18 protein-coding genes are annotated in these 12,079 nt (G+C 49.5%); 3 read left to right on the top strand and 15 right to left on the bottom strand.

What is annotated here, in order from left to right; genetic code table 11:
* Nucleotides 1-11 precede the first annotated feature (11 nt).
* The 7 genes from KQI17_RS01695 to KQI17_RS01665 form a co-directional block, all read right to left on the bottom strand.
* The gene (locus tag KQI17_RS01695; protein WP_216494510.1) at nt 12-545 is read right to left on the bottom strand and encodes a hypothetical protein; all 534 of its coding nucleotides are present in this window, start codon (nt 543-545) and stop codon (nt 12-14) included.
* 365 nt (nt 546-910) lie between these two features.
* The gene (locus tag KQI17_RS01690; protein WP_216494509.1) at nt 911-1,768 is read right to left on the bottom strand and encodes a protein phosphatase 2C domain-containing protein; all 858 of its coding nucleotides are present in this window, start codon (nt 1,766-1,768) and stop codon (nt 911-913) included.
* A 33-nt stretch (nt 1,769-1,801) separates the two neighbouring features.
* On the bottom strand, nt 1,802-2,539 hold the full coding sequence (locus KQI17_RS01685; RefSeq protein WP_216494507.1) for a VWA domain-containing protein: 738 nt from the start codon (nt 2,537-2,539) through the stop codon (nt 1,802-1,804).
* Between the two features lie 32 nt (nt 2,540-2,571).
* Nucleotides 2,572-3,873: a protein kinase gene (locus KQI17_RS01680; protein WP_216494505.1), complete on the bottom strand. Its 1,302-nt coding sequence runs from the start codon at nt 3,871-3,873 to the stop codon at nt 2,572-2,574.
* A gap of 12 nt (nt 3,874-3,885) precedes the next feature.
* Nucleotides 3,886-4,383 carry a hypothetical protein gene (locus KQI17_RS01675; RefSeq protein WP_216494503.1) on the bottom strand — a complete coding sequence of 166 codons (498 nt, stop codon included), beginning with the start codon at nt 4,381-4,383 and terminating at the stop codon, nt 3,886-3,888.
* Between the two features lie 234 nt (nt 4,384-4,617).
* Nucleotides 4,618-4,866, bottom strand: a complete 249-nt coding sequence (locus KQI17_RS01670; RefSeq protein ID WP_216494501.1) for a helix-turn-helix transcriptional regulator — start codon at nt 4,864-4,866, stop codon at nt 4,618-4,620.
* A 33-nt stretch (nt 4,867-4,899) separates the two neighbouring features.
* The gene (locus KQI17_RS01665; RefSeq protein ID WP_216494500.1) at nt 4,900-6,036 is read right to left on the bottom strand and encodes a DUF3991 and toprim domain-containing protein; all 1,137 of its coding nucleotides are present in this window, start codon (nt 6,034-6,036) and stop codon (nt 4,900-4,902) included.
* A gap of 87 nt (nt 6,037-6,123) precedes the next feature.
* Here KQI17_RS01665 and KQI17_RS01660 point away from each other — a divergent pair, with 87 nt between their 5' ends.
* The gene (locus KQI17_RS01660) at nt 6,124-6,474 is read left to right on the top strand and encodes a type II toxin-antitoxin system RelE/ParE family toxin (protein WP_118603962.1); all 351 of its coding nucleotides are present in this window, start codon (nt 6,124-6,126) and stop codon (nt 6,472-6,474) included.
* Nucleotides 6,475-6,477: 3 nt separating this feature from the next.
* The gene (locus KQI17_RS01655) at nt 6,478-6,771 is read left to right on the top strand and encodes a helix-turn-helix domain-containing protein (RefSeq protein ID WP_118603959.1); all 294 of its coding nucleotides are present in this window, start codon (nt 6,478-6,480) and stop codon (nt 6,769-6,771) included.
* A 42-nt stretch (nt 6,772-6,813) separates the two neighbouring features.
* Here KQI17_RS01655 and mobP3 read toward each other — a convergent pair whose 3' ends face one another.
* The 7 genes from mobP3 to KQI17_RS01620 form a co-directional block, all read right to left on the bottom strand.
* Nucleotides 6,814-8,415 (bottom strand): MobP3 family relaxase, encoded by a 1,602-nt coding sequence (mobP3, locus tag KQI17_RS01650; RefSeq protein WP_253285617.1) that lies wholly within the window; start codon nt 8,413-8,415, stop codon nt 6,814-6,816.
* Nucleotides 8,397-8,843 (bottom strand): hypothetical protein, encoded by a 447-nt coding sequence (locus tag KQI17_RS01645; RefSeq protein WP_216494498.1) that lies wholly within the window; start codon nt 8,841-8,843, stop codon nt 8,397-8,399. The genes mobP3 and KQI17_RS01645 overlap by 19 nt, the downstream gene beginning before the upstream one ends.
* 176 nt (nt 8,844-9,019) lie before the next feature.
* Entirely contained in the window at nt 9,020-9,322 is a 303-nt protein-coding gene (locus KQI17_RS01640) for a hypothetical protein (protein ID WP_216494497.1), read from the bottom strand.
* Between the two features lie 599 nt (nt 9,323-9,921).
* Nucleotides 9,922-10,125, bottom strand: a complete 204-nt coding sequence (locus KQI17_RS01635) for a hypothetical protein (protein ID WP_216494495.1) — start codon at nt 10,123-10,125, stop codon at nt 9,922-9,924.
* A gap of 68 nt (nt 10,126-10,193) precedes the next feature.
* Nucleotides 10,194-10,382 carry a hypothetical protein gene (locus tag KQI17_RS01630; protein WP_216494493.1) on the bottom strand — a complete coding sequence of 63 codons (189 nt, stop codon included), beginning with the start codon at nt 10,380-10,382 and terminating at the stop codon, nt 10,194-10,196.
* A 15-nt stretch (nt 10,383-10,397) separates the two neighbouring features.
* Nucleotides 10,398-10,583: a hypothetical protein gene (locus KQI17_RS01625; protein WP_216494491.1), complete on the bottom strand. Its 186-nt coding sequence runs from the start codon at nt 10,581-10,583 to the stop codon at nt 10,398-10,400.
* A gap of 199 nt (nt 10,584-10,782) precedes the next feature.
* The gene (locus KQI17_RS01620) at nt 10,783-11,058 is read right to left on the bottom strand and encodes a hypothetical protein (RefSeq protein WP_216494489.1); all 276 of its coding nucleotides are present in this window, start codon (nt 11,056-11,058) and stop codon (nt 10,783-10,785) included.
* 286 nt (nt 11,059-11,344) lie between these two features.
* Between KQI17_RS01620 and KQI17_RS01615 the strand changes: the two genes are divergently transcribed.
* Nucleotides 11,345-11,539 (top strand): hypothetical protein, encoded by a 195-nt coding sequence (locus KQI17_RS01615; protein WP_216494488.1) that lies wholly within the window; start codon nt 11,345-11,347, stop codon nt 11,537-11,539.
* Nucleotides 11,540-11,861: 322 nt separating this feature from the next.
* Here the strand turns inward: KQI17_RS01615 and KQI17_RS01610 are convergent, their stop codons facing one another.
* Nucleotides 11,862-12,074 (bottom strand): hypothetical protein, encoded by a 213-nt coding sequence (locus tag KQI17_RS01610; protein ID WP_216494486.1) that lies wholly within the window; start codon nt 12,072-12,074, stop codon nt 11,862-11,864.
* Between the last annotated feature and the right edge of the window lie 5 nt (nt 12,075-12,079).

The following is a 12,079-nucleotide window of genomic DNA, read 5'->3' as shown; positions in this document are numbered from 1 at the left end:
GCCCCGCTTGACTAGTCAAACAGTTCACGAGTAATATCATCGAGTTCTGATTCCTTAATAAAGTTATTGATTGTGGTCATATATATCTTATAATCCTCGATTTCTTGCTCATCAATATCATCGCAGGAGACAAAAGCCTTTCCAACAGCAGCAAAACAATTAGCAAATAGAGATGATGTTTCTCCACCATCTGCGGCACCCAGTTTTTTTATTCTCCGTTCTGCTTCAACAGCACCTCTAATAATCAAGGGAACAGTCGATTCAAACTCTGTAGAGTAAATATTTTCCTTTTTGATGAAGGAGAGCATTTCATTAATGTCTGTATTTATTCCTATCACCGTATTAATGAATGCGGACTCTTTAACCGTAATGCGCCCATCTGATGCAGCAAGATAATGACAGAAACGGTATAAATCAACCTGGAGCATATGTCGCATCCGAATTTTTCCAGATAGTGTCCAAAGGCCTGTTTTTTCTATGGTATCACAAATATCAAGGGTTGTATCTACCAGTTTGCGCAGCTCATACAAAGCATCAAGTTCCATGATAATTCTCCAATCATTATTAATCTGTACCTGCTATAATAGGTTCTATATCTGTAAAATCGCAAATTTGACCTTGTACTCCACACCACTAACATGTGAAAATGTTATTCCTCAAAATGGTGCAACTCAGATGCCCGCAGGAGCACAAGGAAATTCCGCGCTCACCACAGTATGGGCAGCCAGTCCGAAAATGAAATGTCACCTCGAACCCGAACTTTTTCATCCCCCTCTCGCTTTGCAGCGGACTCTTAAATAGGAAATGTCCATGCTGTAAGCTAGCGGTCGCGCCCAGTCTTCTCCATACGCATTCCATACATTTTGTGCCATTCACCACACTTTGCTATTAGCACAACAGCTTCATTGAATCATCCATTGGCGTCAGCCTCGTTTTCAAGCTTGGAATCATCCGAATAATAAGCAATCAGGACTGTAATATCATCTCCACAGCCCATAGCACTTGTTTCAGAAAGCCAGTCTTTCAAGTTCACAGCTACCGCCTCTGCGCCATATTGCCTAATCATGCCGAAATAGTCCACACAGGTTTTCTGAAACTCGTCTGCATTCTTGTAGCTATTTGCAAAGCCGTCTGTAGAGAGCATCAGCATATACGGCAGACCTTCGGATTCATCTCGACGTCGAACGGCAGATACAACTTTTTTCCATGAGTCAATTTTACTGAGTGAGTGAGTCTCAACACCGAGAATCTTCTCATCCTCCAACGGATGGTCAAACCCGTTATTATCAACGAAGCTAATATCGCCATCACCAAGTTGGAATGCAAAAATGAAGATCGGTGTAATCATCAGGCCAACGAGCGTTGATCCGTATTGCTTGTAAATCTCCACTTTGTTCTTTTCGCCGTCTTCGGTAAACGGAACTTCACGTTTGTGATTCGTGTGTGCTTTTAAGACGCGCCGCTTCCACTCTGCGTCAACAGCCTGTGCGACCTTGGTGTCGCCCTCACGGTTCAAGTAGGTCAAAAGCATTTCAAGATTCTCTGCATAACTTGTATGAAACTCATCCATGACCTTGCAGAAAACATTGACTGCGATACTGGAGCCAGATTTGCTGTACGGGCAGGATTTGCTGCCGTGTCCGTCCGCGATTGCCATGATAACTGTTCCGTCATCAAATTCAATCTTCTTAAAGCTGTCCTGACACTCCTTATCTACTCGTTTGTGAGAGGCTCCCTGCACACTTTCCCCGAATACAATTCGTTTCATAATGCAATTATCCTCTCCCAGAGAAACCTCTGATTACCAAACATCATTTGCTCCAATTGAACCCGGATCAGGAATATTGTTCATATCCAGCACTAAAGGCGCGTTCGTTGCACTGGGCGTATTATTCCCAGCGGGAATAATATTCATTTCTTTTGGCCTACTTGCCGGAGCAGAAACCAGAGAGGCAGCTGTAGATGCCCACTTGATCATCTTAACGAGCGCCTGTGGATTATTAGCCTGCAAGACAAGTTCGCGGTTGCCCGTAAACTGCTGGAGCACATCGTCATCCGCATCCTGACCAATAGAAATTGCAATACGTACTGCTTTCTTGCCCCAAGGCAGGTGCAGTAGCTTGTCCAGAGATTTCTTATAGTCATCTGTCGGCTGTCCATCAGAGAGCAATACAATGACGGGTGGGAGAGCTCGGTCAGTCATTGGAGGAATGGTGAGCTGAGCTGCCAACATCTCAAACGCCTTGCCAAGATCGGTGACGCCACTAGCGTCCAAATCATCCCATGCAAAATCTTCAATGCTCACAGGGTTCGGCGTTACCCAAGTTGCTCCTGTGGAGAACCTCAGCGTTCTCACTAGGAGCTGTGCGTTAGGATTATCTTTTGCCGCATCCAGCATCTCAGGAATGGTAGACTGTATTGCGTGATTGACCGTGCCGATTTTCTCGCCATACATAGAGCCAGAGCAGTCAACCACCCAAAAGAAATGAAGCGGTCTGCTTGCCAATTCGCCACCGGGACGCTTCAATGCTTCTGCCATCTTGATTACCTCCTATGTAATATCATCAATAATTATTTGAACTCTCCAGTCATCTGACCGAAGTCAATGCGGACATTTTTTGCAATGGCTGCACTCTTGCCAATTGCGACTGGAATTTGAATCCCGTCCGGCTTAATATATGTCCAGTTCTCTGAACTTTCATTACGGATGCCCCATAGATTTGGATTCTTTGGATTTTGGACAACAGTGCCAACGACGGTGTTCATATCAAAGTCACCATAGATGTGATGCGCATAGAGTTTTGCATCTTTCTGCAGTAGGACTCGACTTTTGCCGACAACCAGCGTTGCCGGCATGGAAACTGCACTCTTGCAGTTCCAGCAGGTCTGCGCCACACCATTTTCATGCTTGTGTACATCAGAAAACACCTCCGCGCCACACTTTGGGCAAAGGACAATTCCAGAGAGCAGATTGGCAAATGCCTCAAGCCACTCTTTTTCAGTTACACGCTTGTTGGGCGCAGTCAAGCCAACTGTAAAAGACTTTGTAAAAAGGTCACGGATAACCTGCGGATACAAATCCCAGTAGATAATAACATTATCTTGATACCCCTTAACCGGACGGTTGCTCTTATCATTCGGATCATAGATAAAAATCGGATTTTTACCATAAAGCTTGTTCATGGCGTGAATGTCCATACACTTAATCTCGGCTTCAAGTTTTCCCTCCAATGGATGCCCCATCATGAACATATAGAACAGCAATACCGCTAACGAATAGAGGTCAGTGTTACGAGACGGCTTTGCCTGCCCTACAATGATCTCCGGTGCCATGAAGCGCGGCGTGCCATACACGGAGCTATTGTCAATCCCGTTAGCGGATACATTGTCATTGTCGCAGATTAGCACATCTCCTGTATCCGGGTCAAAAAACATATTGCCAAATGAAATATCCCGGTAGCTGTATCCCATTGCGTGCAGTTTCTGATAGCCATTTGTCAAGTTATAGGCTGCTTTGCAAAGCGATTGGAACGATGGCTCTGCGCGGCGCTTCATCATGTCAACGATGCTTTTAAAATTCTTTGGGCGCAACGGCATAATATATCCAAAGGGTTCTCCGTATCCGTTGAAAATCAGATCCTGTGGCCAAAGAAATGAAGCATTCGGTGCGCCTTTGGTGATTAAGTTATCTAAGATCTCTTTTTGCGATTTTGTCGCCATGTGCTTGAAGTACCACTTAAGCGCAAAGTGTTTTCCTCCGCACTCCACATCGTAGACCTCACCCTGCCCACCTGCTCCAAGTAGAGAAATAACTTTATATTTGTTGGAACTTTCTGCTGTCAGAGAAGTTCCTGTCTTTAATTGCCCATCCACGTTTATTCCTCCTTATCGTATTAACCGCAAAACAGTATGTGCCACATTACCATTGGGAACAAAAATCTTATAATGCGCTTTGCTTGTCTGAAGCTCTACACAGTTGCTGTAAGGGGTAATCGCAATAAGGTCATCAACTTTTAGATCAAACCCCTCTTGCTCACCTTGAAAGATGATTCTGCGATTTGTGATATACAGAACCCCTCGCAGTGTCTGATAGGTAACATTGTCCACCTGATCGGTCGTACCTCCACCGAGGATGACTCGTGTTCCTTTGAAAAGTCCTGGTGTAGAGTATCCAGAGTTTCGCCGGACATAACGCTTTCGCGTGGTCTTCTTTTCATAGATTGCCTTATCGATGTAATGGCAAGTCTCTCCGGATTTTAGGAAGAGCTTATCCGTATTCAGGATTGGAAGGCGTCCATTCATAATTTCATGAACTGCAACATTAGGGAGAATTGTTTGTACCGCAGGAGGCTGTGGTTGCTTAAATAAATCTAAGAGGCTCATTTATCGACTCCTATTGATTCTGTACCAAATATCATTTGGAAAGCGCTTACAATCATTTCAACTTCTCCTTGTGTGCTTTCGTACCCTAGCCCGCTTTCGAAGTTGCTTTGAAAGCTTCCCAACTGCGTCCGTCCTCGTTAATTCTCCATTCGCAATCTTCAGATATGTATCAATTAGCGGAGCAGTTTCAAAGCTATCACACATAACCCTCAAGGTCACAGTTAGAACACCTCTCTACCAAACTTCTTCCACACCAACTTCCTCAATTCCAGCATATTCATCATCCTTTACAAAATCCATCATATCACCGGCATTACAGTTCAAAACATCTGCTATCTTCAAAATGACAGAAAGTGTTACTTCCTGATTCTTCCGCAGCTTGGTGAATGTTGCAGATGAAAGGCCCGCCCGTTTCCGGAGTTCCGCCTTACTCATTTCTCTCTCTGCACATAAAATCCAGAGTTTTCTGTAACTGACTTTCATAACGGAGTACCCCTTTATACAAATTCAACAAAATCATTCTACTATGAATGCCAGAGCATTGCAAGTGAAGATTGCAAAATTAACATTCTTTATCTCGTTCACAAGAATGTTGTTGTATTTATAAACATTCCATCCGCTTATCCGACAGGCAGAATCTTTACAAAAGGTGGCTACTGTAAATTCCGAAGCGTGAGCACCACCTGCACGGAGGTTTAGCCCCGGCATCACGGTAAAATAGCTCCACCCTAACGGACAAGAGCACCAATAGCCCTTATACTGATGACAGCACGCGAAATGCGTGACTAAACTAGCAGTTAACGCATCCTTGCGCACCGGGCAGAGCCGCTCCACATCCAAGCCCATGTCCTCCAGCGTATCCGTCATACGGTCGCAGGCGTCATTGCCCGCGTCATCGTTGTCGAGGCACAGATACACCATGTCCAGCTTCGGATTCTGCCGCAGCCGTTCCAGCACCGGCTGGATGGAAGTTCCGCAGCAGGCAACGTAGCTGTGCTCCTGCCAGCCGTATGGATAGAGGGTAATGTGGGACAGAAGGTCGATAGGAGCCTCGAACACATAGAGGGACTTGTCGGTCCCGTTTTTGTGGAAGCAGTGCTCACTTGCGCTGCCCTCAATGTTCATGCGGAACACCCGTCCCTCGCTGTTGGTACTGCGGATGTGCGCGTGCTTGGCCTCACCGCTGTCATCCAGCCCCACGAAAACACAGTTGTGATGCCTGTCCTCGTAGAGCAGCTTTTCATGTACGAAGGCGGAAATAACCTCGCGGTCAATGTGGCGCTGACGCATGAGGTAAGCATACATACGTCGCATGGTTCCGTAAGGTTCCGGCAGAGCGAAGGGCTTCGGAGCCTCCTTTGCGGGCTTTGCCTGCTCAAACGATTTGTTATTTTTCCTGCCCAGCAAAAGCAAAACCGCCTCCTGATAAGGGAGGCGGTAATAGCGCTGGACGAAGCTGACGGCGTAGCCGCCGACGCGCGCGGAGTGATCAAACCATTTGTTGCCCCGCACGGTGATGCTGGGATCATTGGGCGTACGGAACTCCCGGCCGGAGCGCACGGGCCGTTCGCCCTGGGCGCGCAGCAACGACACGAGATCCGTGTTCTGCGCACGTGCTTTTTCCTCCGGCGTGAAATAAATAAATTTGCTCATGATGTTTCCTTTCGGATCGTCGCTCTTTCTGTTGACAATATGTGTTTTATCACATATAATTAGTTGCAGAGAAAGCGTGGTGAATGTATGGGCTACACTGTGGAATACTACGAGAAGGATGATGGCAGCAGACCTGCTGAAGAATTCATTCTCTCGCAGGATAATAAAATGCAGGCAAAAATATTTGCCGCTTTGGAACTGCTCGAAAGCAAAGGCCCAGCTTTGCGTGAGCCGTACTCAAAGGTTCTGGATGACGGGATTTTTGAGGTGCGTGCAAAGCAAGGTTCGGATATCAGCCGGGTGCTTTACTTTTTCGTGGTAGGACGCAGAGTGATCCTGACAAATGGCTTTGTAAAAAAGACGATGAAAACCCCGCCGCGCGAGATTGAACGTGCCAAGCGGTATCGCGCAGACTTTAATCAAAAAAAGGAGGCATGATTTATGGGGAAGAATTTTCGTGAGACTTTGAACGAAAGAATGCAGGACCCTGCGTTCCGCACGGAGTGGGATGCACAGGAACCGGAACGTCAGATCATGCGCGCCATTGTTGAAGGCCGTGAGGAAAGCGGTATGACGCAAAAGCAGCTTTCCGACATTACCGGCATTACGCAGGCTGACATCAGCAGACTGGAAAGCGGAACGGCCAATCCCTCTCTGCGGACGCTCAAGCGTCTTGCCGCAGGCATGGGAATGGCGCTCAAGCTGGAATTCGTTCCGACGCAAACACAAATCTGACTTCAAAAAAAGCTGCCGCAATTCAAATTGCGGCAGCTTTTTTTATCTGAATGTCTGCTCCTCATGGTCGTCCGGCTTGTGTCCCATCGCCAGCCGCTTGCGCTGCAATTCCTGTCGGCGCTTGCGGTCGATCTGCAAGCCGCGGTGGATCTGGTCGATCTTGCTGTTGTCCTCGAAGATCCTGCTCATGTGGTGCAGCATCCGCACGACGGTTTCTCTCACCGTGGGGGCATGGTAATCCGCTCCTGCCGATGCGCTCTCTTTTTGCTGATCAGGGTGAACTGACTGCTGAGAAAAAGCCGGTGCATCTTCAACCGCAGGCGGCGTGGTGCCATCAGAAGCGGCAGCATCAGCGGAGGTGGGATCTTCTGGTGCGGCACTCGCCGCCCGGTCAGATTTGGGCTGCGCCGACGCGAGAGATGCCGTGACCTCAGAGTTCTTTGGCGCGGCTTCTGCGGCATCCTTTTTGATGATAGGTCCTTCCTGCGCGGAAGGTGTTCTCCGCGTGTCCGTGTGCCGCTGCCGCTCCGCTATCCATTGCAGTGTTTCCTGAATGATCATGTTGCGGACGCTCCGGAACTCTTTTTGCTGGGAGAGCGGCAGACGCTTGCGCGGCTTCTCATCGTAGTCACGGCAGACCTGCTCGTACAGTTCCTGCCACGCGGTATATGCTGCCGCTACCTTTTCGTCCTTGGCGATCTCCTCCACGATGGCATCCACGATGGTCTCGACCCTTGGCGGCAGGTAGCCGTAGACCTTTCGGCCCTTGACCGTCAGCAGACGTTCCGCTAGTTCTTCGGTGAGCTGCTCCAGCCGCGCATTATCCATCGAGCCATGCTCCAGCTGCGCGATGCACTCCACCATTGCCTTGCGGGTCTGCACCTGCAACTCCTGCCGCGCCGTATCCTTCTGCTGGTAGATGTGCATCCGATCCGCATAATAGATTCGTCTGGCAAAGGCGGACTTCACCTGCCGGATGCCTTCTTTCGTGAGATAGCCCTCGCGGGGATCGGTCGAGAACACGATCATGTGAATGTGCACCTGATTTGGCTTCTGGTGGAACGCGGCATACCAACGCAGGTTTTCCGGTCGGATCTTATACGCCTTTGCGATATCGCAGATGGAGGCGTTCACCAGAGCCTGCCAGTTTTCCGCGTTGTCATAGCCCAGCCGCTCTGCGTCCTCACGGCGCAGCGCCACCACCGGCGTCCACACATTGCCCGAATGCTCCGCCACCTCCCGTACCGCCTGCGCGAGATTTTGTACCTTACCGTGAGCGTCCCACAGACCATGCTCACCGTCCTTCTGGACGCCGGGGCGATGGGAGATGTAGTCGATGAAATTTTCCTTTTGATCCAGCGCCTCCATGTAGTCTTCCTGCACCTGCTGGATAAACGCGGAGGCGCTGCCCTGGGTGGGGTGATCCAGATATTCCTCGTACTCAATGAGTTCCCAGCAGGAGGGGAAGGACTTCAGCAGCCGCGCAATGAAGTCCTGCTGCTTTTTTGTGGCGGGGAGTGTACTGCGCTCATCCGCCAGCAGCTCCACACCGGGACGGGTGGCGACGTAGCGAGTACGCTGGGCCAGCTTCGCGGCGTTCTGTCCGCCCTTGAGGTAGGGCGAAATCAGTACGATCTGGGCCATTCATCCTCCGGCTCAATGCGGCGCTGCTGATGCACTGCGCTCTCAAAACTCACCTGACCATTGGTGCGCTTCACCTCATCCACCGCAAAGCTGCGCAACTCCCGCGTGTGGATAGGATCGGTACGAAAGTGTGCGGCGATGGTGTGGCACATCATGTTCAGCTCCACCGCGCACTTGAAAAGAATGCGACAGAGCCGATTGTTGTTGTCGTCCAGTGTACCCTGAATGGCTGTCAGGATAGCCTTCGAGAGATACGCTGTGTTGTCCTCCGTGCCGAGATAGCCCATGTAGAAGCGCAGCGCTTTGTTGATAAACTCACTGCGGTTTTTGCAGTTGTCTGCCTTCAGCCATCCGTCCATGCGCGGAACGAGCCCCGCATCCAGCCAAACGACGGTTCGCTCGATCCTTTTTTCTGTTACGTCACTCATCTGTATGCCTCTCCTTTCTCAAAAGGCGCAATCCCTTGCTGCGCCTGCATTTTTTCCGGTAAGGTTCACCCAAGCCTTGCAAATACGCTCCAAAGGTGCACCTTGCCGAACCTTCAAAAAAGCCCCGCACTGCGGGGCTTTGTGGCTGAGAGGGGCCCGCGCACGGGCACCTCTCTTTATCTAGTGCTTTTATCGAACGGGTAAATAAGGGGCAAAAGCCTCCGAAACAGGGCATACTCCAGTGTCTTCGCGGCGATGTCCTCGATACGAAACAGGGCATCCTCTGCCTGTGGCGTGTCCGTATCCTCCCGGCGATAGTACACGCTGCCCTTGCCGGTGATGCGGCACAGCGGCGCATCGTTCCACAGGATGGGGAGTTGGCAGTCTTCCGGCGGCTTTGTTTCAAAGCCCGCACGATGGAGAGAAATGCAAACTTCTTCGAGGTAACGGATCTGCTGTCCTATGTTGCTGCTGTTCATGTGGTGAACCTCCTTTTTTCCGTAAACTAAAAAGAGGTTGGTATCAAAATATGATACCAACCTCTTCGATAAAAAGTTTCAAATTATTTAGGAAAAATGAGCGACAAAAAGTATTCGAGGGCGTAAAGCCAGCCATAAAGTGGGTAGAATCCGCCGAGAAATGAGTTCAAATCCTTCCTGACACTCCTAAATGCCCTTGTGTATCTATAAAACACGCTTTGAAAAAACGGGGTATAAAAACGCCGAAACCCCTGATTTCTCAGGAGTTTCGGGTGAGTGTATCTATTTTGGTCACTCTTGATGGCAGCGGGAGAAGGATTCGAATTGGATGGTAGGTGTAAAATGCTGTAAAGCCATGTCAAAAAAGTCCAGTAAAATCAGGCTTTTTCGGCTTTCGGTGTAAAATGCTGTAAACGCTTGTAAAAGCTGTTTGGGGTAAACTTAGGGGTCAAAATAAGCATTCACAGAGCCGCCGAAAACGGCTCTCCTCATCCAGAAAACGACCGCCGACGCAGGAGCGGAAGGCTCTCGATTCGGCGATCATTTTCTTCGTTGGTTTCTTTTGTGTTTCGTCGTGGTTATGCTGGGGGGGGAAGTGGTTAAGTCTTGTCCCGCGAGAGACAGCGGGCAAGCGTCGGCGCGGAAATGTAGCCCTGCTGGAAGGGGAAGCGCTTATGGAGGGCGTTATAGTGGCATATCCCTGTAAATTCGCTCACTTGCTTGATGTTGAGCATTTGCTTGCCGCCGGTGAAGGCAAGGATCGCTTCGAGGTTGTCGCGGTAAAATTCGGTTTCTCGTGCCATTGGAATGCTCCTTGGTGCCGTCCTGGTCGCATGGAATACCTGTATTCTACCATCCAGCGCGGGAGTAATCATGTCTTGTTTGTAAACTTTGCGTAGCCTGTGCCGCGCAGGAAACCGGCTTGATATGCGAGGGTGATTAACCAATATATGCGGTCTCTTTTGGTTCCGGCAGCTTGAGAGATTGCCTTGAACTCATAATAGAGCATGTCTTGGTCGCATGGAATACGGGTTGCCTTGATCTTCTCGATTGTGAGCATCTGTAATTTTCCCCCTTACCCTTCGGCTATGGTCTTGATGTCCTCGGAGAGGCGCCGCAGGTTTTGAACCGCGCTGAATAATGCGAGTTCGGTATCCTCGCCGTGGCCGCTGGTATTGATCGCATCGATGGCGCAGGAAATGATAGCGGCTTGTGCGCGGAGTGGCTCATAAATGTTCTCCATGATTTCCATTCTTTCCATTTTGTTTTTCTCCTGTTGATTTTTCTGCAGGAGGCCGGTATAATGACCGTACCGACCTCCCTTGTGTTGGTTGGTGGTTACGGCTCTCTGTGCCTTGCTTTGGTCGGCGGTGGCGCAGAGGGCTTTTCTAATGCTTCGATGAGAGCCATAATGCAGCGGGTGAGCTGCACAACTCCGGCGATAACTATGATGGTCTCCATCATGCGATACAGAACCGGCGGGCTGTGGTGGTCTTGGTGAACTGCTGTGCCAGATCGGGAAGAGCCTTTTTCAATGCGTTGGCATCCAGGCGAGAGGAAGTCACGGCCTTATAGGTTACCTTCCAATCGGTACCATTGATGGTGTCCACGCCCTCGGCGTCCATGTGGGCCTTGATGCTGTCCTGAATGGTCTCCATTTCTGCGGCCAGCTCGTCCGCCATGCGGCGAAGCTCGCGCAGCTCCTTGATCTTGCTGTCCATTTCGTTGATGCTCATTGTCTTATCCTCCTTAATTTGCGGGTGAGATCGGCGGCTGGTGGCTCTGAGTATCTATCCCGTCGGGAATTTCTTTCAATCTTCTCCGTTCCAGCTCTTACGGTGTCGCGTTGACTATCGACCTTCGCTCGATCTCTTGTCCCTTGCTATGATTACATTATACACTATTAATAGTACATTTCAATAGGCGGATTATCCAAAGTTAATAGTGTAAAATTGTGCATTTTTGTACTGTTAACAGTTTACGCTTTGTGTTATAATCTCAATGTGAGAAAGGAGGGATAATGTGGCGGTAGCAGAATCGCGGAAAAGAGCAAATGTGAAATGGGATGCAGAGAACATGACAACGCTCGGTTGTCGCGTCAAAAAAGAGCAAGCCGACAGATTCAAAGCGTATTGCTCAGAGATTGGCAAGACATCAAATGCAGTCCTGCGTGATTACGTTCTCGACTGCATTGGAGAAAAGCAGGACACGGAATAACGGTTTGACGAATTCAATGACACGACTACGCGCGAGAAAGGCTCGGATTTGAAATCCGAGCCTTTCGGCAGCATTAAGGGGTTCATTTGAGTGGAGTTCATTTCGATTTCAAATCGACGCGAGAAACGCGAAGCAAGCACTACCACTTTTGCTTGTATATCTTTAACCGAGGAGGCATGAAAAATGGATTGTTTTGAAAAAGCCTCGGAGCAATCCGAGACTTGACAGCGCAGGAGAAACTGCTATAATGAGTACAGAAAGGGCGCTGCGACAAGCGGTCAGCCCTGAGAAGTTACAATTTCAAAGCTAAACCTTGAAACCGTCACTTGGCAGAGTGGCGGTTTCTGCTTTTCACAATGATCGTCACGGTAAACCGTCCGATATGTAGTGTGATACGCATGGACAGCACCCCCTTTCGGGTGGTGTAGCCGACCACCTGCCGTTCGTGCAGCGCCCAGCTCATAGAATGAGCCATCGACAGGATAACATGACCGGCGGCGAAATGCAAGGCCATGTGTGCTGCTTTTCGTGTCATCGTCC

Origin of the sequence: Oscillibacter sp. MSJ-31 (assembly GCF_018918025.1) — a bacterium.
Classification (GTDB): Bacteria; Bacillota; Clostridia; order Oscillospirales; family Oscillospiraceae; genus Hominicoprocola.
The sequence above is the reverse complement of the archived record's forward strand: the minus strand, read 5'-3'. Positions and strand labels throughout refer to the sequence as shown.

Coding starts and splice junctions, on each gene's coding strand:
- KQI17_RS01655 (WP_118603959.1), top strand. CDS start 6,478: ATGGGGAAGAATTTTCGTGAGACTTTGAACGAAAGAATGCAGGACCCT.
- KQI17_RS01630 (WP_216494493.1), bottom strand. CDS start 10,382: ATGCTCACAATCGAGAAGATCAAGGCAACCCGTATTCCATGCGACCAA.
- KQI17_RS01635 (WP_216494495.1), bottom strand. CDS start 10,125: ATGGCACGAGAAACCGAATTTTACCGCGACAACCTCGAAGCGATCCTT.
- KQI17_RS01665 (WP_216494500.1), bottom strand. CDS start 6,036: ATGAGCAAATTTATTTATTTCACGCCGGAGGAAAAAGCACGTGCGCAG.
- KQI17_RS01620 (WP_216494489.1), bottom strand. CDS start 11,058: ATGAGCATCAACGAAATGGACAGCAAGATCAAGGAGCTGCGCGAGCTT.
- KQI17_RS01610 (WP_216494486.1), bottom strand. CDS start 12,074: ATGACACGAAAAGCAGCACACATGGCCTTGCATTTCGCCGCCGGTCAT.
- KQI17_RS01695 (WP_216494510.1), bottom strand. CDS start 545: ATGGAACTTGATGCTTTGTATGAGCTGCGCAAACTGGTAGATACAACC.
- mobP3 (WP_253285617.1), bottom strand. CDS start 8,415: ATGGCCCAGATCGTACTGATTTCGCCCTACCTCAAGGGCGGACAGAAC.
- KQI17_RS01690 (WP_216494509.1), bottom strand. CDS start 1,768: ATGAAACGAATTGTATTCGGGGAAAGTGTGCAGGGAGCCTCTCACAAA.
- KQI17_RS01670 (WP_216494501.1), bottom strand. CDS start 4,866: ATGAAAGTCAGTTACAGAAAACTCTGGATTTTATGTGCAGAGAGAGAA.
- KQI17_RS01675 (WP_216494503.1), bottom strand. CDS start 4,383: ATGAGCCTCTTAGATTTATTTAAGCAACCACAGCCTCCTGCGGTACAA.
- KQI17_RS01685 (WP_216494507.1), bottom strand. CDS start 2,539: ATGGCAGAAGCATTGAAGCGTCCCGGTGGCGAATTGGCAAGCAGACCG.
- KQI17_RS01645 (WP_216494498.1), bottom strand. CDS start 8,843: ATGAGTGACGTAACAGAAAAAAGGATCGAGCGAACCGTCGTTTGGCTG.
- KQI17_RS01625 (WP_216494491.1), bottom strand. CDS start 10,583: ATGGAAAGAATGGAAATCATGGAGAACATTTATGAGCCACTCCGCGCA.
- KQI17_RS01640 (WP_216494497.1), bottom strand. CDS start 9,322: ATGAACAGCAGCAACATAGGACAGCAGATCCGTTACCTCGAAGAAGTT.
- KQI17_RS01660 (WP_118603962.1), top strand. CDS start 6,124: ATGGGCTACACTGTGGAATACTACGAGAAGGATGATGGCAGCAGACCT.